This is a genomic window from Actinomadura sp. BRA 177 (assembly GCF_013372625.1).
In the GTDB taxonomy this organism is placed as follows: Bacteria; Actinomycetota; Actinomycetes; order Streptosporangiales; family Streptosporangiaceae; genus Spirillospora.
Window position 1 is genome coordinate 1 of record NZ_JABXFD010000351.1, and the last position, 21,353, is coordinate 21,353.

Annotated in this window: 24 protein-coding genes and 1 pseudogene; 16 read left to right on the forward strand and 9 right to left on the reverse strand. The window is 69.6% G+C overall.

Features of this window, described 5'->3' with window-relative positions:
- The first annotated feature begins 338 nt into the window (after positions 1-338).
- The 4 genes from HUX53_RS19105 to HUX53_RS19120 are packed head-to-tail and all read left to right on the forward strand — an operon-like array spanning position 339 to position 3,237.
- The gene (locus HUX53_RS19105; protein WP_176404573.1) at positions 339-1,004 is read left to right on the forward strand and encodes an HAD family hydrolase; all 666 of its coding nucleotides are present in this window, start codon (positions 339-341) and stop codon (positions 1,002-1,004) included.
- A complete protein-coding gene (locus HUX53_RS19110; protein WP_176404574.1) occupies positions 1,001-1,798 on the forward strand; it encodes a trans-aconitate 2-methyltransferase in 798 nt (265 codons plus the stop codon). Before HUX53_RS19105 ends, HUX53_RS19110 begins: the two co-directional genes overlap by 4 nt.
- Positions 1,795-2,571: a phytanoyl-CoA dioxygenase family protein gene (locus HUX53_RS19115; protein WP_176404575.1), complete on the forward strand. Its 777-nt coding sequence runs from the start codon at positions 1,795-1,797 to the stop codon at positions 2,569-2,571. Before HUX53_RS19110 ends, HUX53_RS19115 begins: the two co-directional genes overlap by 4 nt.
- 18 nt (positions 2,572-2,589) lie before the next feature.
- Positions 2,590-3,237, forward strand: coding sequence for an L-threonylcarbamoyladenylate synthase (locus HUX53_RS19120; RefSeq protein ID WP_176404576.1), 648 nt, complete (start codon positions 2,590-2,592; stop codon positions 3,235-3,237).
- 93 nt (positions 3,238-3,330) lie between these two features.
- Here HUX53_RS19120 and HUX53_RS19125 read toward each other — a convergent pair whose 3' ends face one another.
- Entirely contained in the window at positions 3,331-4,305 is a 975-nt protein-coding gene (locus HUX53_RS19125) for a YafY family protein (RefSeq protein ID WP_176404577.1), read from the reverse strand.
- 102 nt (positions 4,306-4,407) lie between these two features.
- On the opposite strand from HUX53_RS19125, the gene HUX53_RS19130 reads away from it, so the two are divergent.
- Positions 4,408-4,803 carry a RidA family protein gene (locus HUX53_RS19130; protein ID WP_176404578.1) on the forward strand — a complete coding sequence of 132 codons (396 nt, stop codon included), beginning with the start codon at positions 4,408-4,410 and terminating at the stop codon, positions 4,801-4,803.
- 260 nt (positions 4,804-5,063) lie between these two features.
- Positions 5,064-6,098: a DUF2332 domain-containing protein gene (locus HUX53_RS19135; protein WP_309237315.1), complete on the forward strand. Its 1,035-nt coding sequence runs from the start codon at positions 5,064-5,066 to the stop codon at positions 6,096-6,098.
- Here the strand turns inward: HUX53_RS19135 and HUX53_RS19140 are convergent.
- The 3 genes from HUX53_RS19140 to HUX53_RS19150 form a co-directional block, all read right to left on the reverse strand.
- Positions 6,095-7,348 (reverse strand): flavin-dependent oxidoreductase, encoded by a 1,254-nt coding sequence (locus tag HUX53_RS19140; RefSeq protein WP_176404580.1) that lies wholly within the window; start codon positions 7,346-7,348, stop codon positions 6,095-6,097. The two genes, HUX53_RS19135 and HUX53_RS19140, sit on opposite strands and share 4 nt — an antisense overlap.
- A 107-nt stretch (positions 7,349-7,455) precedes the next feature.
- Positions 7,456-7,737 carry a DUF3303 family protein gene (locus HUX53_RS19145; RefSeq protein WP_217919615.1) on the reverse strand — a complete coding sequence of 94 codons (282 nt, stop codon included), beginning with the start codon at positions 7,735-7,737 and terminating at the stop codon, positions 7,456-7,458.
- A gap of 173 nt (positions 7,738-7,910) precedes the next feature.
- Positions 7,911-8,858 carry a YafY family protein gene (locus HUX53_RS19150; RefSeq protein ID WP_176404582.1) on the reverse strand — a complete coding sequence of 316 codons (948 nt, stop codon included), beginning with the start codon at positions 8,856-8,858 and terminating at the stop codon, positions 7,911-7,913.
- Between the two features lie 99 nt (positions 8,859-8,957).
- Between HUX53_RS19150 and HUX53_RS19155 the strand changes: the two genes are divergently transcribed.
- From HUX53_RS19155 to HUX53_RS19165, 3 genes and pseudogenes are all read left to right on the forward strand, one after another.
- A complete protein-coding gene (locus HUX53_RS19155) occupies positions 8,958-9,476 on the forward strand; it encodes a DinB family protein (protein WP_255205406.1) in 519 nt (172 codons plus the stop codon).
- 543 nt (positions 9,477-10,019) lie between these two features.
- Positions 10,020-10,202, forward strand: a pseudogene (locus HUX53_RS43080) (helix-turn-helix domain-containing protein); the annotation flags it as partial.
- Positions 10,203-10,308: 106 nt separating this feature from the next.
- The gene (locus tag HUX53_RS19165) at positions 10,309-11,028 is read left to right on the forward strand and encodes an SDR family oxidoreductase (RefSeq protein WP_176404584.1); all 720 of its coding nucleotides are present in this window, start codon (positions 10,309-10,311) and stop codon (positions 11,026-11,028) included.
- Between the two features lie 5 nt (positions 11,029-11,033).
- On the opposite strand, the gene HUX53_RS19170 is transcribed toward HUX53_RS19165, so the two are convergent.
- Positions 11,034-12,053 (reverse strand): TerC family protein, encoded by a 1,020-nt coding sequence (locus HUX53_RS19170; protein WP_176404585.1) that lies wholly within the window; start codon positions 12,051-12,053, stop codon positions 11,034-11,036.
- 168 nt (positions 12,054-12,221) lie between these two features.
- Here HUX53_RS19170 and HUX53_RS19175 point away from each other — a divergent pair, with 168 nt between their 5' ends.
- Positions 12,222-13,622, forward strand: coding sequence for an FG-GAP and VCBS repeat-containing protein (locus tag HUX53_RS19175; protein WP_176404586.1), 1,401 nt, complete (start codon positions 12,222-12,224; stop codon positions 13,620-13,622).
- Between the two features lie 759 nt (positions 13,623-14,381).
- Here the strand turns inward: HUX53_RS19175 and HUX53_RS19180 are convergent.
- Positions 14,382-14,744, reverse strand: a complete 363-nt coding sequence (locus tag HUX53_RS19180) for a DsrE family protein (RefSeq protein WP_176404587.1) — start codon at positions 14,742-14,744, stop codon at positions 14,382-14,384.
- A gap of 180 nt (positions 14,745-14,924) precedes the next feature.
- Between HUX53_RS19180 and HUX53_RS19185 the strand changes: the two genes are divergently transcribed.
- From HUX53_RS19185 to HUX53_RS19200, 4 genes are all read left to right on the forward strand, one after another.
- On the forward strand, positions 14,925-15,413 hold the full coding sequence (locus HUX53_RS19185) for an FABP family protein (protein WP_176404588.1): 489 nt from the start codon (positions 14,925-14,927) through the stop codon (positions 15,411-15,413).
- 320 nt (positions 15,414-15,733) lie between these two features.
- The gene (locus tag HUX53_RS19190) at positions 15,734-16,150 is read left to right on the forward strand and encodes a Fur family transcriptional regulator (protein WP_176404589.1); all 417 of its coding nucleotides are present in this window, start codon (positions 15,734-15,736) and stop codon (positions 16,148-16,150) included.
- A gap of 10 nt (positions 16,151-16,160) precedes the next feature.
- Complete coding sequence (locus tag HUX53_RS19195) at positions 16,161-17,141, forward strand: folate-binding protein YgfZ (protein WP_176404590.1); 981 nt, start codon at positions 16,161-16,163, stop codon at positions 17,139-17,141.
- A 78-nt stretch (positions 17,142-17,219) separates the two neighbouring features.
- Positions 17,220-17,708, forward strand: a complete 489-nt coding sequence (locus tag HUX53_RS19200; protein ID WP_176404591.1) for a hypothetical protein — start codon at positions 17,220-17,222, stop codon at positions 17,706-17,708.
- Between the two features lie 76 nt (positions 17,709-17,784).
- On the opposite strand, the gene dtd is transcribed toward HUX53_RS19200, so the two are convergent.
- Positions 17,785-18,210 (reverse strand): D-aminoacyl-tRNA deacylase, encoded by a 426-nt coding sequence (dtd, locus tag HUX53_RS19205; RefSeq protein WP_176404592.1) that lies wholly within the window; start codon positions 18,208-18,210, stop codon positions 17,785-17,787.
- A gap of 20 nt (positions 18,211-18,230) precedes the next feature.
- On the opposite strand from dtd, the gene HUX53_RS19210 reads away from it, so the two are divergent.
- Positions 18,231-19,058 (forward strand): 3-keto-5-aminohexanoate cleavage protein, encoded by an 828-nt coding sequence (locus HUX53_RS19210; protein WP_176404593.1) that lies wholly within the window; start codon positions 18,231-18,233, stop codon positions 19,056-19,058.
- A 250-nt stretch (positions 19,059-19,308) separates the two neighbouring features.
- A complete protein-coding gene (locus tag HUX53_RS19215) occupies positions 19,309-20,265 on the forward strand; it encodes an asparaginase (protein ID WP_176404594.1) in 957 nt (318 codons plus the stop codon).
- Here the strand turns inward: HUX53_RS19215 and HUX53_RS19220 are convergent.
- Together HUX53_RS19220 and HUX53_RS19225 are read right to left on the reverse strand one after the other, a co-directional pair.
- On the reverse strand, positions 20,262-20,645 hold the full coding sequence (locus HUX53_RS19220; protein ID WP_176404595.1) for a hypothetical protein: 384 nt from the start codon (positions 20,643-20,645) through the stop codon (positions 20,262-20,264). The genes HUX53_RS19215 and HUX53_RS19220 overlap by 4 nt on opposite strands.
- A gap of 42 nt (positions 20,646-20,687) precedes the next feature.
- Positions 20,688-21,353, reverse strand: a 666-nt coding sequence (locus HUX53_RS19225) for an MFS transporter (protein WP_176404596.1), incomplete at its 5' end; no start/stop codon positions are given.

Here is a 21,353-nt window from a genome sequence, read left to right on the forward strand (position 1 = left end):
CCACTGGGTCCGGGACGTCACCTACCAAGAGGACAAATCGCTGGTCAGAACCGGGAACGCGCCCCGCGTGATGGCCACGCTACGCAGCCTCGCGATCAGCCTGCTCCGCCTCGACGGACACGACAACGATCAGCCTGCTCCGCCTCGACGGACACGACAACATCGCCGCCGCCAACCGGCACCACGCCCGCGACCCACAACGCACCATCACCCTGCTTCAAATCGCATAAACGACTTTGCCGGGTCCCTGCCTTCCTCTCCGAGGCTAAGGAACCCGCCATCCGCCAAGCCCGCATCGACGCCATCGTCTCCGCGCTGCCCGCGAACAGGAGTACTCGGTGAATTCACCTCACCAGATCCTCGTCACCGTCGACGTCGGCGGGACACTCGGTACCGCCGATGGCCCGGGACTGACCATGCGGCTGGCCGAGGTGTCCCCGCTTCCTACCAGGCTCTCTCGCGAGGTCATGAGGACCAAGCTGCACACTCGGCCCGCGATCACTGAAAGCGTGGTCGCCGAGGTGTGCCACGCGCTTCGGATCGCTTCCTATGAATTCCCCCGAAATATCCCGCCCGCACCGTTCTGTCTGTTTCCGGGGACCCTCGATGCCTTGCGCAAAATCAGCACCATCGCCACCGTCGTCACGTTGTCCAACGTTACCTGCGTCGATGCCGATACTGATGGACTGCGTTCCCTGCTGTATCCCTGGGTGAGCGACTACTTCCCGTCCTGCCTGATCGGATACACAAAACCTGACCGGGAGGCGTTCCATACGGTCGCCCACCGTCTCGGCAGAGACCCCCGAAGAATGATCCATATCGGTGATGACTGGGTCTGTGACGTCGAGGGAGCGCTCGGCGCCGGTGTAAAAGTCATCTGGATATCCCGGGGTCGCCATGCTCCTGATGAGAGTCTGGTTAGGCGTCACGGTGTGCTCATCGCCCGGGATCTGGGTGAGGCCGCCGCCCACATTCACGATCTCTCGACGAGGAGAATACCTTGAGCCTGTTCACTGGCGCCGCTGAGTTCTACCAGAGGTTCCGTCCCGGCATCCCCGCAGAGGTGGCCGCCGTACTGGACGAAGCCGCGCCGCAGCGATCTGCAGGGGCTCGCCGGCTCTTGGACATCGGCACCGGCACCGGGCAGGTGGTCGAAGCGCTGCTGGGGCGGTTCACCGACATCATCGCCATCGACAACGACACCGCGATGCTCGCCACTGCTGAAACGGTGCTGCGGCCGGCTCTCCCCGAAGGCTCTCGTCTGGAACTTGTGGAGAGCACCGCGGAGGGTTTCACCCCCGCAGCTGGATGGCGAGCGGATCTCGTCACGATCTCCCGGGCCTTCCACTGGCTCGACCAGAAGACCGTTCTCGAGCGCCTCGACCGGCAGGTAAGCCCAGACGGTTCCGTTGCGATCTTCGGGGACAGCAGCTTCTGGGCAGATGGAAGCCCCTGGAAGGAAGCAGTCCGCGACGTCATCAAGAGCTTCCTCGGCGAGGAACGGCGCGCGGGCTCGGGGACCTTCCGCCATCACGACCGCCCCTACAGCGAGATCATGAGCGAATCGCCGTTCGGCGACGTCACCGAACTCACCGTTCCGGTCCACCGGACCTGGAACACCGCGGGCATCCTCGGCTACCTGTACTCGACCTCTTTTGCCGCACCGATCCTGTTCGGAGACCGGCTCCCCGAGTTCGAGGAGGCCATCACCGAACGGCTCACCGGCTTCAGTGATGACGACATCTTCACCGAAGAAAACGAATTCCTCATCCGGATCGGCCGCCGGAGGGTCACGTGACCGTAGCTGAGAACAGCAGAGACTTTCCGCGTCTCACCACCGAGGAGAAGGCCCTCTTCAAACGCGACGGCGTCCTCATCAGAAGAGGTCTCATCGAGCCCGAACGGATCGGCCGGGCCATTGACCTCATCACCGGGCGCTGCGGCCCGAACTTGACCACGGATGTCATCCGCGACTGGACCCAACGCACCTTCGCCCCAGACCTGGGCGGTCATCCAGATCTCCTCGCCCTGTACGAGAGGACGGCGGTGCCGTACCTTGCCGAGGATCTTCTCGGCGAAACCGTGCCGATCAACGCGGTTCAGATTCAGATCCGGGTCCCGGAACAGCTCTTCCCCAACGTGCAGCCTGTGAAGGCGATGCACGTTGACGGTGTCGCGTGTCCACACCTCGACCCCGGCCAACTACGCACCTTTTCACTGCTCGTCGGGGTCGTCCTGTCTGACATCAGCGACCCTGTTGCCGGCGCCCTGCGCTACCTGCCCGGCGGACACCACACCATGGCCCGCTGGTTCAGCGAGGAATGGTCGCTAGGAATGACCGACCAGGTTCCCCCGACGGTCGATCAGCAAGATGGCGTCCCGTTCCTCGGGATTCCCGGAGACATCCTGCTCATGCACCATCTCGTCCCGCACGCGGTCGGCCGCAACCATCTGCCGTTCCCCCGGATCATGGCCTATTTCCGGGTATCGCATCCTGCCCACGCCGACCAGCGGCTCCGCGCACTGTGTGACCCGTGGCTCGACTACCCGCCCCTCGCCGACACTCCTTGAGCGACCAGGAGCAACAACATGCGCATCGTCAACCCCGAACGGCTGGACGCCGCCGTCCGGGCCATCGAATCTGGAGAACTAGTCGTCGTCCCCACCAGCCGCTGGTACATGGTCTGCGCCGCCGCCAATAATGATGACCTCTGCCGCAAGATCTTCTCTGGCAAGCGGCGGCCGAACTCCAAACCCCTCGTCTATGTCGCGCCCTCTCTCGCCTCCTGCGGAGAACGCTTCGCTCTCACCGGAGAGGCGCGCAGCCTGGCCGAAGCGTTCTGGCCAGGCGACCTCGCTCTTCTTCTGCCGTGGCGGGCCCCCGAAGACGCTGCCGCACACCGGGCCGTCGGCTCTCCTGCACTCGTCACGGTGGCCCCCGGCATCCTCGGGGAGTTCGCTCGCCGAGCCCGGATCCCCATCGCCGCGACCACCGCGAACATCTCCGGCGATGCTGATCCCGGCGACCGGGGACCCGCCATCACCGCCCAAGAAGTCGCCGACTTCGCCGTGTCAGTCGGCCTGCCGATCTCCGTGACCGTCGACGGTGGGATCTGTCCCGCCGCCAACCACATGACCATCGTCGACTGCTTCGTCCCCGAAGCCAGGCTCGTCCGCACCGGCCTCGTCCACCAACGCGCCCTCAACGCCGCCCTGAATCGTCCCATCGAATCCTGACAAGCCCCGCAGCGGGCCGGACCTCCCCACGCCCGGCCGTGCCTGCGCACGTGCCCGCGGTGCGAGCGGTGTGATTGCGGTTGGTGGCAGTGCTCAGGGTGGGGGTTCGCGGTTGGTGGCTATTGCGGTGGCGCGGTTGTGGAGGGACGTGCGCAGCCAGTGTGGGGCCAGGGCTTCTGCGTTCGGGGCGAGTTGCCATAGCGCCCATTCGGCGTGCCGTGAATCTTGGAAGGTCACCTCCAGGCGCAGCCAGCCGTCCGCGTCGGGTTCTTCGGTGCGGACGGTGAGGGCGGTGCCGACCAGGTCGTCCCGTCGTGCCGGGGTCACCCGTACGAGGACGGCGACCTGGTCGCCGCCGGTTCGGAAGCGGGTGCTGCGTTCCTGCCAGGCCCGGTCGAGGTCGACGCGGTCCGGTCGCTGTGCGGGTTCGTCGAGTTCCTCGGCGGCCAGCACCCGGGACAGCCGGTAGGTGCGGTCGGCGCCCGATCTCGTGGCCAGCAGGTAGGTCTGGTCGCGGACGGTGACCAGGCCGATCGGGTCCACCGTCCGCCATTTCGGGGGCTGGTCGACGGCCGCGTAGTGGATGCGCAGTTTGTGCCCGGCGAACACCGCGCGGCGGACCTCGGCCACTATGGCGTCGGGCACCTCCTCGGCGGCCACGCGGCGCGAGAGGAGGTCGATCTCCGGGTCGATGAGCAGTCGCTGCGCTGCGCCGGCCGCGGTGTCCCGATGGCCTTCGGGCAGCGCGTCGACCACCTTGAGCATGGCCGAAGCGAGCGCTGAGCCGAGGCCGAATGCCTGCGCGCCGCGCCGCGATCCGGCGATCAGCAGGGCGAGGGCCTCGTCGTGGTTCAGCCCGGTGAGTTCTGTCTGGAAACCGGGCAACAGCGCGAAACCGCCGTGCCGGCCGCGTTCGGCGTAGACCGGTACGCCGACTGCGGACAGCGCCTCGATGTCGCGCAGCACGGTGCGGGTGGACACCTCCAGCTCACGGGCCAGCGTGGCCGCGGACAGCCGACCGCGCTGGCGCAGCAGCAACACCAGCGACACCAACCGGTCGGCGCGCATGCGAAAACCCTAACGAAATACACGACAGAGGATGTCGTGATTCGTTGGCAGGCTCATCACCACGGCCGATGGACGTACCAATCGAATGGAGCTGATGTGGTCATGGAGCGAACGGAGGTCAACCCGTGGGCGTGGTCGGTGGAGATGGGCTACAACCAGGGGGAGATCGTCTCCGGCCACACCCGGACGCTGTACTGCTCCGGGCAGACCGCGATGAGCGCCGACGGTAAGCCCCAGCATGCCGATGACATGGCGGCGCAGCTGGCGCTGAGCCTCGACAACCTGGAAGCCGTGCTCGATGAGGGCGGCATGTCCCTCGCGAACCTCGTCCGGCTCAACGTCTACACCACCGACGTCGACCGGCTCTTCGAGCACTACGGCGCACTGGCGTCGCGGTTGGGCGCCGCAGGGGTGGCGCCGTCCACCACGATGCTCGGGGTGACACGCCTGGCGATCCCCACCCTGATGGTCGAGCTCGAAGGCACCGCCGTCGCGTAATGCGACCTCTGCTGCTCGTGCCGACCCACCCGGCACGAGCAGCGGGTAGGTGGTGATTCCGCTGCCCAGAATGGAGACGACCGGCGGCCATGGCTTCGACCGCGAGCTTGGCGGGCAAGAATAGCGACCGGATCGGCATTGTCCTCGCTGCTACCCATTGTCGAGCGGTGGTCGCTGGCGAGGTGGTTTCGTTAGAGTCGGTGGGATGTCGGTGTTACTCCTAGGAAGTGCCCGTGGGTAGGGGGCGCGCGCTTGCTGAGGTGTATCGGCGGTTTGGTGAGGTTGACGCCGCTGGGACGTCGCCGTTGTACGAGCGTGTCGCTGTTGCGTTGAGTGAGTCTGATGAGGCGTTGCGCGCCATTGAGGCGGCGCCCGCGCGGAAGCGGCATCCGACCGTGATTCTCGCCGCACTGCATGATCTCGTCCTTGCTGGACGTGCCCCGGAGCTTGCCGCCGCCTATGCCGCTGCGGACGGCGACGCGGCCGGGGAAGCGGCGATCGGCACGTTGTTGCGGATGACCGAGTCGGTTGTGGCCATCGCCGTCCAATACCGGAAGCCGACCCAAGAGACCGGACGTTGCGCCGTGCTGTATCCGGCCATTGCCGAAGCGGCGCACAGGGTGGGCGCGAATGCGGTCGGGCTGATTGACGTGGGCTGTTCGGCTGGGCTCAATCTGAATGTCGATCGCGTTGGGATCACCTACAGCAACGGGCAATCGCTGGGAGATTCGGCGTCTCCAGTGCAGATTTCGGCTTCGCTCGTGGGGGATCGGCCCGTCCCCACGCGGCCGATGCCCGAGGTCGTCGTAAGGGTCGGCGTCGACCTCGACCCGGTCGACGTGACCGACGCGGACGAAGCGCGATGGTTGCGCGCTTGCCTGTGGCCGGAACAGGTAGAGGAGAGCGCGAGGCTTGAAGCGGAGATCGCGTTGGCGGCGGCGGCCCCTCCGCTGTTCCTGCAAGGGGACGCCGTTGAGGTGCTGCCCGACGCCCTCGCACGCGTGCCCGCGGACGTCCTGCCCGTCGTCACCACGACGTGGGCGCTGGCGAGCCTCCCGCTTGAGAGCCGTCTGCGCTTCCTGCACCGCCTCGACGAGGCGGCGACCGACCGTCCGGTGGCGTGGGTGTCGGCCGAGGGGGTCGGAGTCGCGCCGGCGATACCGACGTTCGGTGACCGCCGTGCCTCTGGCCACAGCATCATCGGCCTGGCGGTGTTCGAGCACTCGGCCCTGCACGCCGAGGCCGTCGGCCGCTGCTGGTCGAAGGGTCGTTTGCTGTCGTGGCTGGCGGATTAGCCGTTCCAGGCCGGCCTGGGCCGGTTCACTTGGTCTTTGGACGCGCCGGAGACCTGGGCGTAGCCGTTGACGATGGCCTCCATCTCCGCGGGGTCGATGACGTCTTCGAGGCGGGTGAAGCCGTCGGGGGCGCGGCGTTCGACCTCGTCGATCACGTTCTCCGGGCCGCCCTTCCGGTTGCGCAGCACCACCTCGCTGGTGACGGGCAGGCGGTCGTCTTGATAGGCGCGCAGCGCATCGGACGGGTCGGTGTGGCTCGCCAGGTGGTCGCTGAGGTTGGCGGCGTCCAGAATGGCCTGGCCTGCACCGTTGGAGCCCATGGGATACATCGGGTGGGCCGCGTCTCCCGGCAGCGTCACCCGTCCCCGCGTCCAGTAGGGGAGCGGGTCGCGGTCGCACATCGGGAACTCGAAGCACTCCCCGCCGGCCTTGATGAGTCCGGCGTGGTCGAGGAAGGACGTCTGGATCAGGGCGATCTGCTCGTCCAGCCCTGCCGTGTCGGCGCGGCGCGACCAGTCCTGGCGCTGCGGTGGCGGGTCACCGGGGCGCCCGGTCCGCATGCAGAGCGCCCAGTTGGTGAGCCTGGTGCCCGGTTGCCGGCCCCGGGCGATGGGATAGACGACGAGTTTGGCCGCGGTGCCGCCGACGATGAGCACCGAGTCTCCGGTGCCGAACTCGGGCCATTCGGTGGCGGCCCGCCACATCATCACGCCGTTCCAGATCGGCGGGCCCTCGTCCGGGAAGAGAATGGCCCGTACCGCCGAGTGGATTCCGTCGGCGGCCACCAGGACGTCCCCGTACGCCGTCGCCGCGCCGCCGGTGTCCATGAACTGCGCGCGCACGCCGGCCGCGTCCTGCTCGAAATCGACCAGCCGGTGCCCGGTCCGGACTGCGTCGGGGCCGAGTCGCTCGCGCACCGCGTTCAGCAGCACGCGCTGGAGGCGGCCCCGATGGACGCTGATCTGCGGAAAGGCGAAGCCGGCGTTCCGCCCGCAGGGCCTGCGCATGATCTCCTGCCCGCGGCGATGCCCGTAGACGAGTTCGCGCGGCGGGATCCCCGCCTGCTCCAGCCGGTCGAGAAGCCCTACCTCGGCGACCTCCTTGACCGCGTTCGGCAGCATGTTGAGCCCGACGCCCAGCTCGCTGATGTGCTCCCGCTGCTCATGTATTTCGCAGTCGATGCCTTTATGGTGCAGCCGGATGGCCGTTATCAGGCCGCCGATTCCGGCCCCCACGATGATCACCTTCATGCACGGCTCCCTCGTCCAGCGAAGACGGGAGAATCCTCGCTGAGTTCCTCACGAGCCTGTCATCTAGGTGGGGACACCGAAAGGCGTTGCGGGCCATCAGTTGCGCGCTATTGCAGGGCGGCGAGGCCCTTTGCCAGGTCTTCCCTGTTCATCACCGGATGGACGTCGATCTTCGCGCCGAGTTCCTGGAACAGCGGTTCGGTGATGGACGGCAGCGTCGACGAGTCCTGCATGTCGAAGACCAGGGTGCAGGAACGTCCGCCCTCGCCGGGGCCGAAGTAGGCGGCCTCCGGGGCGAGCCGGTCGATCATCGACTGCACGATCTCAGCGAGCCTGCCGCTCTTGATCGCCGCATTCGAGACCTGGGTGTCTATCACCGCTCTGAGCATGACTCTCATCGCACTCACCCCTCACGTGCGGGCCGGCGCGTCCCCCATGATCCGCGCCACTGGAGCCCGCTGCGATCCCTCCCAATCTCCTGCGTCCGACCTGCAGGAACAACCGCGGGCACGTCTCATCTGGGCACAGTTGCGGGAGATCCCTCCGGACGGGATCTCCGGGGTCAGGCGCGGGTGAAGCGGGCTGCCCACGAGTGGAGTTGGGTGCGCAGTTCGGGAGGGGCCACGACGTGGAAGTCTGCTTCCACCGCGCCCAGAGCCAGGATGGGCCATTCCAGGGAGTCGGCGGTCATGTGGATGCGGCTGTGGTCGGCGTCCACCTCTTCGACGGTGCACCAGCGGCCGATGCGGTCGTGGACGGCGGCGGCCGGGGCGTCCACCAGCACCTCGATCCGGTAGGGGCGCGGCATCTCCTTCAGGCCGTGGCGGACGAACTCGGCGGCGTCGGCGGCGGGCAGGTCGCGGGGACGGAACCGGGCGCCGGTGACCGCCGGGTCCGTGGGGCGGTCGAGCCGGAAACTGCGCCAGTCGTGCCGGTCGAGGTCGTAGGCGACGAGGTACCAGCGGCGGCCCAGCGGGACGAGGCGGTGCGGTTCGACGTGCCGGTCGGTCCGGGTGCCGGCGGCGGCGGTGTAGGAGAAGCGCAGGCGCTCGTCGTCCCGGCAGGCGAGCGCGATCACGGTGAGGACGGCCGGGGCGACGCCCGCCTCGGGGGAGCCGCCCCAGGCGGTGGGCACGGTCATCGCGCGCAGCGCGTCCACCTGGCGCCGCAGCCGGGCCGGCATCACCTGCACCACCTTGGCCAGGACCCGCACCGACGCCTCGGCGATGCCCTCCACCTGCGTCGCCGCCTGCAGGCCGACGGCGAGGGCGACGGCCTCCTCGTCGTCGATCACCAGCGGGGGGAGGGCCGCGCCGGCCGCCAGCTGGTATCCGCCGTCGACGCCGCGCGACGCCTCGACCGGGTAGCCCAGCTCGCGGAGCCGGTCGATGTCCCGGCGCAGGGTGCGGACGGACACCTCCAGCCGCTCGGCCAATTCGATGCCCGGCCAGTACCGGTGGGTCTGCAGCAAGGAGAGGAGACGCAGGGTCCGGGAGCTGGTGTTCGCCATGTTTCTGATTCTGCCCGTAATTGAGGACAGAAAGTGACCGCTATGGCTCCTAGCGTTGGTGGCACACCGAGGGAACAGCGAAAGGCGGAGGACATGACCATGACCGAGCAGATCACCGGTGAGCGGGCCGACCTGCTGGCGATGCTCGCCAAGAACCGGCACTTCCTGCGTTTCACCACCCGCGACCTCACCGACGAGCAGGCCGGGCTGCGGACCACGGCGAGCGAGCTGTGCCTGGGCGGCCTCATCAAGCACGTCACCTCGGTCGAGCGCGGCTGGGCGGACTTCATCGTGGAAGGCCCGTCCGCGATCGGCGACTTCACCCAGATGACCGACGAGGACTGGCAGAAGCGGGACGACGAGTTCCGCATGCTCCCCGGCGACACCCTGGCCGGCGTGCTCGACGCCTACGCCGAGGTCGCCCGCCGGACGGACGAGCTGGTCGCCACCCTGCCCGACCTGGACGTCGTCCACGAACTGCCCAAGGCCCCGTGGAACACCGAAACCCACTGGTCGGTCCGCCGCGTCCTCATGCACATCATCGCCGAGACCGCCCAGCACGCCGGCCACGCCGACATCATCCGCGAGTCCCTGGACGGCGCCAAGAGCATGGGCTGAGCCGACGGCGGTTACCGTGAGGGCCTGATGACGGCGCAGGTGCATTCGGTGCTGGTGCGGCTGCCGGCCGAGCCGTGCGCGACGCGCGCCCGGCGGCCGGCGCCGCACCTGCGCCCGTACGTCGTCGGCTACGGGGCCTTCCATGCGGGGGACGCCGGCCGGCGCCGGGTCCTGCCGCTGAGCCTGGTCACCGTGGTCGTCGACTTCGACCGGCCGGTGCCGCTGCTGTTCGGGGCGCGGGGCACGCCGATGATCCACGCGGGAGCGGGCTGGCGGCGCGGCGTCGCGATCGGGCTGACGATCGCCGGTGCACGCGCGCTCCTGGGGACGCCGATGGGCCCCCTGACCGGAATGACCGTCCCGCTGGACGATCTGCTCGGACGCCGGTCGAGCGAACTGGCCGACCGGCTCTCCTCGGCACCGGACTGGGACGCCCGATTCGTCCTCCTGGATCACCTGCTCACCGCATGGCTGTGCCCGCAGGAGCCGGACGTCCCGGCGACGTACGGCTGGTGGCGGCTCCAGGACGCCGGCCGGATCACCATGCGTGAACTGGCCGCCGAACTCGGCGTCGGCCGGCGTCGCCTGGAGACCGGTTTCCGGCGGGAGATCGGGCTGAGCCCGAAGACCGTCGCACGGATCACGCGGTTCCAGCGGGCGGTGCGAGTGCTCGGCACGACGCCTCCGGGCACCTTCCAGGACGCCGTGGCCTGCGGATACGCCGACCAGCCGCACTTCAACCGCGAGGTGCGGGCGATGGCCGGGATCACGTCCACCGAACTGCGCGCATTCGTTCAAGACAGCGGCCGGCTCACCGGTAGCGTCCGGCACCATGACGCTCAACGGCAAGACGGCCCTGGTGACGGGCGGCTCGCGGGGGATCGGCGAGGCCATCGTCCGGCGGCTGGCCCGGGACGGCGCGCGGGTGGTGTTCGGCTACCGCGCGGACGAGGCCGCCGCCAAAGCGGTCATGCGGGACGTCCCGGGAACGCAGGCGATTCGCGCCGACCAGGAGGATCCCGGCAACATCGAGGCGCTGTTCGAACCCGTCGCCGACGGTCTGGACATCCTCGTCAACAACGCCGCTATCAACCCGCCCACGCCGATCCGCGACATCACCCCCGAGCTGTTCGACCAGGTGATGACGGTGAACGCGAAGTTCCCGCTGCTCGCCATGCGCCGCGCGGAACCCCTGCTGCCAGACGGCGGCCGCGTCATCAACATCTCGACGCTCAACACCGTCCTGCCGGTGCCGGGCCTGGCGCTGTACTCCGCGAGCAAGGCCGCACTGGAGCAGGTGACCGCGGTCGCCGCGCGCGAGTTCGGCGCCCGGGGCATCACGGTCAACACCGTCTCGCCCGGCACGACCGACACCACCCTGTTGCGCGAGACCAACCCGCCGGAGGCGCTGGAGCAGACCGCGGCGCTCACCGCCCTCGGCCGCCTCGGCGCGCCCGCCGACATCGCGGACGTGGTCGCCTTCCTCGCCGGCCCCGACGCCCGCTGGATCACCGGCCAGAACATCCGCGCGACCGGCGGCCTGCTCCTCTAGGCCGGTCAGTTGCGCGCGGGCTCTTCCTCGCGGGGCTTCTTGTCGCGGCGCTTGCGGAGGGAGCCCGCCTGGGCCTTCTCCTCCGGATGGGCGTGGACGCGGATCAGGCTGGCGCCCGTGGTGAACAGGAGAATGGCCAGGATGACGCCCAGCGAAAGCGTGGTCGGGACCTTCGGGACCGTCTCGGTGATGTCCTCGTGCAGGAACTGCAGGATCAGCTTCACGCCGATGAACGCGAGGATCACCGACAGGCCGATCGACAGGTAGACGAGCCGTTCCAGCAGCCCCTCGATGAGAAAGTACAGGGCGCGCAGGCCGAGCAGCGCGAACGCGTTGGCGGAGAAGACCAGGAACGGGTCCTTGGTGACGCCGAACACGGCGGGAATGGAGTCCAGCGCGAACAGGACGTCCGTGCTGCCGATGGCGACGAACACCAGCAGCAGCGGCGTCATGACGCGGCGGCCGTCCTCGTGGGCGAGCATCCGCCCGCCGTGGAAGCTGTCGCTCACCGGCATGATCTTGCGCGCGCGGCGGACGAGGAAGGTGTCCTCGACGTCGGGTTGCTCGTCGCGGTGCCGGATGAGCTGGACCGCCGTCCAGATCAGGATCAGCCCGAAGATCAGGAACGTGAAGGAGAACAGGCTGATCGCGGCCGCGCCGATCACGATCAGGATCGCGCGCAGGATGAGCGCGGCGGCGATGCCGAACAGCAGCGTCTTCTGCTGGTACTCCTCGGGCACCGCGAACCGGGCCATGATGATCACGAAGACGAAGAGGTTGTCGACCGACAGGCTCTTCTCGACGATCCAGCCGGAGAAGTACTCGGTGCCGGCCGTCGACCCGCCGAGCGTCCACACGGCGAGGCCGAACAGCACCGCGAGGCCGATGTAGAACACCGACCAGAAGGTGGCCTCCTTGATGTGCACCGCGTGCGGCCGCCGGGCGGCGACGAAGAAGTCGAGCACGAACAGCGCGACGATCAGTCCGATCGTCGCGCACCAGGCCCATATGGGTACGTCGAGCATTCCGGCCGGCTCCTCCTGAAGGGGGCGTCTGCAGGTCTATATCCGTTCTGTGTCTCTTCTACCGCACCGGATGCGGAGGCCAAGTCCGGGTAAACCGCGGATGATCGGGACGCGTCCTGTGTAGAGATTCTCACGCTTTGGTTCCCCTCCCCGCCGAAGGACGTGCAGATGACAGGACTCCCGCGCATCGCCATGCTCGCCGCGCTCACGGCCGTGGCCGCCGGGACGGCCGGGCTCACCGCCGTCCCCGCACAGGCCGCCCCCCGCGTCCCGGCCATGCCCGGCGACTTCAACGGTGACGGACGCCGCGACCTGGCGCTCGGCAGCCCGTCCGGGACGGCGTCCGGCGTCTCCTGGGCCGGGTTCGTGACGGTCGTCTACGGCGGCTCGTCCGGCCCGGACGGCGCGCGACACCAGGTGATCACGCAGGACAGTCCCGGCATTCCGGGCGTGTCCGAGAGCTACGACCGGTTCGGCGGATCGCTCGCCTCCGCCGACTTCGACCTGGACGGCTACGCCGACCTGGCCGTCGTCGCGGACGGCGAGAACAACGACGGGCCCATCCCCGGCGGCTGGATCACGCTGATCTACGGCAGCGCGAACGGCCTGTCGTCCAAGGCCGTCGGGCTCGGGCAGGGCGCGGTCACCGTCAGCGCCGCCGACTTCGACCACGACGGCAGGCCCGATCTCGCCGCGGGACGCTCCGGATCGTTCGCCGTCTACCGCGACCTCGCCACGGGCGACATCAACGGGACGGTCACCGACATCGGCCAGGGATACGGCGAGTCGCCACGGGTGTCCACGACCGCCGCCGACTTCACCGGCGACGGGTACGCCGACCTCGCGATCGGCATCGTGTGGCCGCCGATCGACGGCGACGACGACTGGCTCCGGCTGAACGTCTACGAGGGCTCCGCTGACGGGGTCGCCCCCACGCCCGCTTTCACGACGTCCCGCGTGACCGCGGAGTCGCTGGCCTCGGGCGACGTCAACGGCGACGGCAAGGCCGACCTGGTCGTGGGCACGTCGGACCGTCCGGGCGGCGCGGTCGGCGTGTACCCGGGGACGGCGTCCGGGCTCGGCGCCCCCACGGTGATCGACCAGGACACCGAGGGCGTGCCGGGCACGCAGGAACCGAACGACGCGTTCGGATCGGCCGTCGCCGCAGGGGACGTCGACGGCGACGGCCGCGCCGACATCGCGGTGGGCGCTCCGGACGAGGCGATCAGCACCACGGTGCGGGCCGGCGCGGCGACCGTCCTGTACGGCGGGCCGGACGGCGTGACCGGGACGGGCGCGCAGATGTTCTCGCAGTCCCACGCGGGCGTGCCGGGGTCGTCCGAGCAGAACGACCACTTCGGCGCGCAGGTCGCGCTCGCCGACCTCGACGGCGACGGCAAGGGCGAACTCACCGTCGGCACCTCGAACGAGAACGGTTCCGAGGGGTCGCTCTACATGCTCAACGGCACCGCGTCCGGCGTGACGGCGTCCGGCATCAAGGTGTTCAGCACCGCGACCCTCGGCATCAAGGGCCGCAACGCCTACCTGGGCGGGGTCGTCCTGCCCTGACCACGGGCCCTGACCAGGGGCCGGGGCGAATCACCCAGGGGCATCTGAGTATTCGCACCGATGTGGCGAGGGCGGCGCGCGGCCAGGCTTTCGGGCATGGACACTTCCCGCTGGCGCCCGCTCGCCCTCGCCGCCAAGGCGGCTCTCGCCGCTCTGCTCGCGCTCGCCGTGGCCTTCCCCGAATGGGACCGGTTCGCGGACAAGGCGATGGGCGTCCGCGTCGCCGCCTACCCCGCCGCCGTCATGCTCGTCACGCTCATCTGGGCGCTGCGCGGCCGCGGCGGGCCCTTCCCCTGGGACGTCGACCTGCTGCTGACCCTCCCGTTCCTCGTGGACGTCGCCGGGAACGCCGCCGACCTCTACGACACGGTCACCTGGTTCGACGACGCCTGCCACCTCGGGAACTGGGCCCTGCTGAGCGCCGCCGCCGGCGTCGCCCTCCGCCGCTGGGCCGGCCTCAAGGCGTGGACGCTCGCGCTGGCCTGCGCCGGCGCGGGCGCCATCGCGGCGATCCTCTGGGAGTTCTTCGAGTACGGCGTCTTCATCCTCGACACCCCCGAAACCGTCACGATCTACCGCGACACGATCGGCGACCTGATGCTCGGCCTGACCGGCTCCACCCTCGCCGCCCTCCTCGTCGCCACCCTGGCCCGCCGCAGCACCCCTCACGCCGTCTCGGACCGGCGTGTGGCACCGGCCCGTCCGGGCGTCATGAAGGGCCTGAGCCTCGACACCACCGTCTACCTGGCGTGGGACGGGTCAGTAGACGAGGGCCTGGACGTCGTCGAGGGTGATCTCCTCGACGAAGGTCGGGGCGCCGGCGATGCGGATGCCGGGCAGAACGTCGTCCGGGCCGATGTCGCGGCGGGCCGCGCACTGGGTGCACAGGGTGACGCGTCCGGCGGTGAGAACGACGGTGAGCAGGTCATCGAGGGGAGTGGCGTGCGGTAGCGAGAACTCGGCGGCCCGTCCCGGCAGCGCGAACCACGCCGACTCCCCGGTCAGCCACAGCGATACCGGGACCCCGCTCGCCACGGCGGCCGCCGCCACCGTGAACGCCTGGTTGCAGCGCTCGGGGGCGTCCGCCCCCGCCGTCACCTTGATCACCAGTGGTCTCGCCATAACCCGCACTCTAGTCCGGTCGCCGCGCATACCATCCAGGTGTGGGTGGCATGGTGAACGCGGGGATCCTCGTCCTCGCCCTCGGGCTCATGGCGGTCGCCGCCGTCCTCCTCGTGATCCGCCTGGGCCGGCTGAAGTAGCGGACGCGGGAGGCGGCGCGCGCCGCTACGCTCGGTGTCCATGGATGTCCCTGAGCTGCACCCGGACCTTGAACCCCTAAAGTTCCTGCTCGGCACCTGGGAGGGCGCCGGGGTGGGCGGCTACCCCACGATCGAGTCGTTCAACTTCGGCCAGGAGCTGTCCTTCACCCACATCGGGAAGCCTTTTCTGAGCTACGCAAGCCGCACCTGGATGATCGAGCCGGACGGCACCCTCGGCCGTCCGCTCGCCGTCGAGACCGGCTACTGGCGGCCGCGCCCCGACCACCAGGTCGAGGTGACGCTGGCCCACCCGACCGGGATCATCGAGATCTACGTCGGCAACGTGGCGTTCAACCGGGTGGAGCTGGAGACCGACGTCGTCGCGCGGACGGAGTCGGCCAAGGAGGTCACCGGCGGGCACCGCCTCTACGGGCTGATCGGCGAGGACCTCGGCTGGGCCTACGACATGGCGGCCGTCGGCCAGCCGCTCCAGTCGCACCTGTCGGCGCAGCTCAAGAAGGTGTCCTAGACAAAGCGATCCCCGGACCTTCCCGCCATGGGACGGGATGATGGACAGGACGGGTCCATCGGTCCGGGGACCGGGTAACTGCCTGGTATTCGCCGGTCACCGTCGCGACCGACACCACCGTCCAGTGGACGGCGGCTCCGAGGCGGAACGGCGACTAGCGGACAGTCACCTCGCGAGTCCTACAATCAACCATTGCTTGGACCACCTCCTTTCACGCGTATCTCGCACGCTATGTGACGCGCCACGGCGAGGCAAACAGGTTTTCCGTCAGCTGAATCGGTGTGCGACCGGGGGCGGCGGGCGGGATCTACACTCGGGGCATGGTCGAGTCGTGGCAGGAGGAGCTGCGGGCCAAGGGGTATCGGGTCACCCCTCAGCGCCAGCTGGTCCTCGAGGCGGTCACCAACCTGGAGCACGGGACCCCCGAGGAGATCTGCACCGAGGTGCAGCGCACCGCCCGCGGCGTGAACATCTCCACCGTCTACCGGACGCTCGAACTCCTCGAAGAGCTCGGGCTCGTCAAGCACGCGCATCTCGGGCACGGCCCGCCGAACTACCATCTCGCGGCCGAAGCCGAGCACATCCACCTGGTCTGCCGGGGGTGCCACACGGTCGAGGACGTCGATCCGCGGGCGGCGGCCGGGCTGGCGGACGTCCTGCAGCGCGACTTCGGGTTCGAGACGGACGTGCACCACCTCACCGTCTACGGGCGGTGCAAGGAGTGCCGCGCGACATAGTCTGGACGGCATGGAGAGCCCGCTGCTGCAGTCGCCCGGAGCCGTTGCCGCCGATGCGCCCGATCAGGAGGTCGCCGCGCACTACGGGGACCCGACGCGGGAGCAACGTGCGCTCGAACAAGGGGCGGCGTTCGTCGACCGGAGCAACCGTGGCGTCGTCAAGGTGTCCGGCCCGGACCGGCTGAAGTGGCTGCACAGCCTCCTCAGCCAGCATCTGGACGCGCTGAAGCCGTCCGAGCCGACCGAGGCGCTGCTGCTCGGCCCCAAGGGCCACATCGAACATCATCTTTTCGTCGTCGACGACGGCGAGGCCACGTGGGCGCACGTGGAGCCGGGGGAGGCCCCCGCGCTGGTGGAGTTCCTCGACCGGATGCGGTTCATGCTGCGGGTCGAGGTCGCCGACGTGTCGGACGAGTTCATGGTCGTCACCGGGCCGTCCGGGGACGATGGCGGCCTGGCCTGGCCGGACGTCGCCGGGATGACGACGCGGATCGTCCCGCGAGGGGAGTTCCCGGAGGGCACGCCGTCCGGTATGTGGGCTTATGAGGCGCTTCGGATCGCCGAGCACCGGCCCCGCTTCGGCCTCGACACCGACGAGCGCACGATCCCGCACGAGGCCGGTTACGTGGAGACGGCCGTCCACCTGAACAAGGGCTGCTACCGGGGGCAGGAGACGGTGGCGCGCGTCCACAACCTGGGGAGGCCGCCGCGCCGCCTGGTGTTCCTGCACCTGGACGGCAGCGTCGACCGGCTGCCCGCGCACGGCGACCCGGTCGAGATCCCCGGCGGCCGGACGATCGGGTTCGTCGGGTCGGCCGCCCGGCATCACGAACTGGGCCCGATCGCGCTGGCGATGGTCAAGCGGAACGTCCCGGTGGACGCGGAACTGCTGGCCGGCGGGGTCGCGGCGGCGCAGGAGGTCATCGTCTCGCCGGACACCGGCGCCAACGCGCAGATCGCGCTCCGCCGCCGTCCGGCGAAACACGGCTAGCAGCCCGCGCCGTGGGCGAATATCGTCGGATATGACGATTTCTAACCGGCGGCGCCCGGGGAAGGTGGATTCCTGCCAATGGTCGCGAACCTCGGGAAGCGGGAGCCGCCGGCGGCCAGGCGGGGCACCCGGCGCCGTCCGCGCCGGGAGTCCGCCCTGGCGTGGTGGGCGCTGTTCGCGGCGTTCGCCGGTTTCGCGTGGTGGCTGCAGTCGTGGCGGGTCGCGCTCCTCGGCCTGCTGGCCTGGTGCCTGTACGAGTTCATGCTCGTCCCGACCATGTGCCGGATCCTGACCCAGCAGGGCGCCGCCTGCACCGAACGCACCAGGGGACGGCTGTTCGCCTGCGGTCCCGACCACCAGCGGCTCCGCAACGACGCGCTGTGGCGGCTCGCCGGCCTCCGCAACCCGTTCCAGAAGGAGCCGCCGCCGGACGAGAGCGAGACCGGGGTCGTGGTCGTCTCCTCAGACGTCCGCGGACGCCTCACCCTGCTCGACCGCGCCCTCATCCTCCTGGCCGCCGCCGGCACGATCGCCGTCCTGATCGGCACGATCTACGGCTTTCGCTGACCCGCCCCGTTCACTTGCGGCGTGTTGCCCTTATGAGACCGCTGATAAGGGCAACACGCCGCAGTTCAACGCAGGGTCAGACGTCCACGATCAGAGTGATGGGTCCGTCGTTGGTCAGCGCGACCTTCATGTCCGCGCCGAACTCGCCAGTCTCGACCTTGGCGCCCAGGTTGCGCAGCTCGCGGACGACGGCGTCCACCAGGGGCTCGGCGACGTTGCCGGGTGCGGCGGCCGTCCAGGACGGGCGGCGGCCCTTTCGCGCGTCCCCGTAGAGGGTGAATTGGCTCACGACGAGGAGCGGCGCGTTCACGTCCGAGCACGACTTCTCGTCCTGCAGGATCCGCAGCCCCCACAGCTTCGCGGCCAGCTTGCGGGCCTTTTCCGGGCCGTCGTCATGGGTCACGCCGACGAGCGCGAGGAGCCCCGGCCCCTCGATCTCGCCGACGACCCGCCCGTCCACGGACACGCTGGCCCGGCTCACCCTCTGGACTACCGCACGCATGACCATGCATTCTGCCGCCTATGGGAGCAACGACGCTCATCACGGTGGCGCCCACGGGTGCGGAGTCCACGAAGTCGGACGTTCCGGGCCTGCCCGTCACCCTGGATGAACTGGTTCAGACGGCCAAGGAATGCGAGGCGGCCGGTGCGGCCGTCATCCACGTGCACATCCGCGACGACGACGCGCGGCCCACGCTCGACCTGTTCCTGCTGCGGGACACGGTGGCGGCGCTACGGGAGAGCACGGGACTGATCGTCCAACTGTCCACAGGTGGCGCGGTCACCGACCCGTACGAGGACCGCCTACGCGTACTGGACGCCGCGCCCGACATGTGCTCGCTCACCTGCGGGACGGTCAACTTCGGCGACGACGTCTTCATGAACCCCTGGCCGTTCATGGTGGAGTTGTACAAGCGCACCCAGGAACTTGAGGTCGTCCCAGAGTTCGAACTGTTCGACCTGGGTCAGGTGGCGGCGCTGCACAGGCTGCTGGACAAGCACGGCCTTCCGTACGGCGGCCACGTCCACTGCGACTTGGTGATGGGCGTCCCGGGCGGCATGCCAGGTGATGCGCGGACGCTTGTCGCCGCTGTCGAAGCGCTCCCGTCCGGCGCCACGTGGTCTGCCACCGGGATCGGCCGGACGTCCCTTCCCGTCCTGTTCGCGGCGCTGTCGGCCGGCGGCCACCTGCGCGTGGGCATGGAGGACACGGTCACGTTGGCCAAGGGGCAGCCGGTGACGGCGAACGTCCAACTGGTGGAACGCGCGGCTCAGGCCGCGAGCCTGGCCCAACGTCCACCCATGGCGCCTGCCGACGCCCGCGCCCTCCTGAACACCAAGCCCCGCTGATCTTGGGGTTATCCACAGAATCCGATTCCACTTACGTGGGGCGGGCTGGGTACTTGACCATGAAGTTAACGGGTCCGCCCCCGGGTGGGAGGGGCCTGCTTTTCTAACACTGATTCGGACGGTCTCGCACTGAATCGGACGGCGCCTCGATCCTTGGCCCCACGCGAGGGGCGCTTCTTCATGGGCTTGAGGGGGAGTCGGTTTCGACCGGTCTTAGTGTGCGTGCCGGTGAACGTGAGGGAGGGGCTTGGTGGACGTCAATCCTGTGCTTGTCGAGGTGGAGCGGTCCGGGTTTGTGGAGTCGCGGCATCGGGGGACGGCGGTCGGGCTTGCCGCGGACGGCGGTGTCGCTGTTCGGGTGGGGCGGCCCGACGTGGCGATCTTTCCGCGGTCGGCGAACAAGCCGATGCAGGCCGTCGCGATGCTGCGGTGCGGGCTCGACCTGGACGACGAGCTGCTCGCGCTGGCGGCCGGCAGCCATTCGGGGGAGGACTTCCACGTCGAGGGGACGGAGAAGATCCTCGCGGGCGCCGGGCTGGTGGCGGGGGATCTGCGCTGCCCGGAGAGCTGGCCGATCGACCCGGAGGCGCAGCAGGCGGTCGCGCGGGACGGCGGCGGGCCGTCGCGGGTGCGGATGAACTGCTCAGGGAAGCACGCCGCGATGCTGGCGACGTGCGTCGCGGCAGGGTGGCCCATCGAGACGTATCTGGATCCTGAGCATCCGCTGCAGCTCGCCGTGCGGGGTGTCGTCGAGGAGCTGAGCGGGGAGACGGTCACGGCCGTCGGGATCGACGGGTGCGGGGCGCCGCTGTTCGCGGTGTCCACGGCCGGCGTGGCGCGGGCGTTCCGGGGGCTGGTGCTCGCCGGGGCCGGTACGCCTGAGCGGCGGGTCGCGGACGCGATGCGCACCCATCCGCAGTGGACGTCCGGTACACGGCGCGAGGAACGGCAGCTGATGGACGCCGTCCCCGGGCTGCTCGTCAAATGCGGCGCCGAAGGCGTGGACGCGTTCGCGTTCGCCGACGGGCGGGCCGGCGCGGTCAAGATCGACGATGGGGCGATGCGGGCCCGGACGCCCGTCACCGTGGCGCTGCTGCGGGCGCTCGGCCTGGGCGAGGCGGCGGCGCTGGACGAGCTGGCCGTCGTCCAGGTGCGGGGCGGGGACGGCGTCGTGGGCGCCGTCCGTCCCGCACCCGAGGTGTTCTAGCGGCTCCGGGTCTCCTCCTTGAGCTCCTCGAACTCCTCCTTGAAGACCGTCTGCTCGTACATGATGCCGTCCGGCCACGCCTTCTTCGGCTCGCGGCCCGGCTGCGGGTTGTCCTTGCGGAACTCCTCCCACTGGCCGTCCCGCTCCGGCGGGTAGCTGTGCGAGAACATCCCGGGGCGGTAGGTGTACATGCCGCCCTGCTCCATGCCGCGGTGGTTCATCTGGTCGTTCCGCTTGTCCGGGTGGATCGGCCGGGCCCCGGACGCCCGGGTCACCCAGAGGCGGGCGAGCGTCACCACCACGGCCACCACGACGATGATCCACACCCATCTGAGCGCGACCACGGGCGACGTGTCGGCGGCCAGGATCATGGCGGGCATTGTCGGTCCACCTCCCGATGGCGTATCGGCCCCTTGTTGGGGTCAATTAGGGATGTGTCCGCTAATTTCCGAGTTAACCCCGTCCGACGGTGGGGTAGCGGGCGCGCCGACCGTGCGGATGCGCCCCGCCGCCAGGCCGGGCACCGTCATGAGGACGCAGACGGCGAGCACCCCGCTCATCGGAACGCTCCAGCCGCCGGTGGCGTCATGCAGCGCGCCGAGGGCCAGCGGGCCGAGCGCGGCGATGAGGTAGCCGATGCCCTGCGCCATCCCGGACAGCTGCGCGGCGATCTGCGCGTCGTGGGCGCGGAGCCCGATGAACGACAGCGCGGTCGCGAACCCGAGGCCCTGCCCGAGGCCGAGGACGACCGCCCAGCCCCACACCGACCCGATCGGCGCCCACGTCACCCCGATGAAGCCGATCAGGGTGAGCGTCGCGGTGGCCAGCACGATCGGGCGCTGGTCGCGGGTCCGGCGCGCGAGCACCGGGACGGCCAGCGACCCGACCGCCTGGACCGCCGCCGACAGGGCCAGCACGTAGCCTGCCGGCGCCTCGCCCATCCCGCGGTCCTGGCAGATCGTCGGCAGCCAGCCGAGGACGACGTAGGCGAGCAGCGACTGCAACCCCATGAACACCGTGACGTGCCAGGCGAGACCCGACCGCCACACCACCCTCGCGAGGCCGCGCGGGGCCGCCGCGGGCGGCGC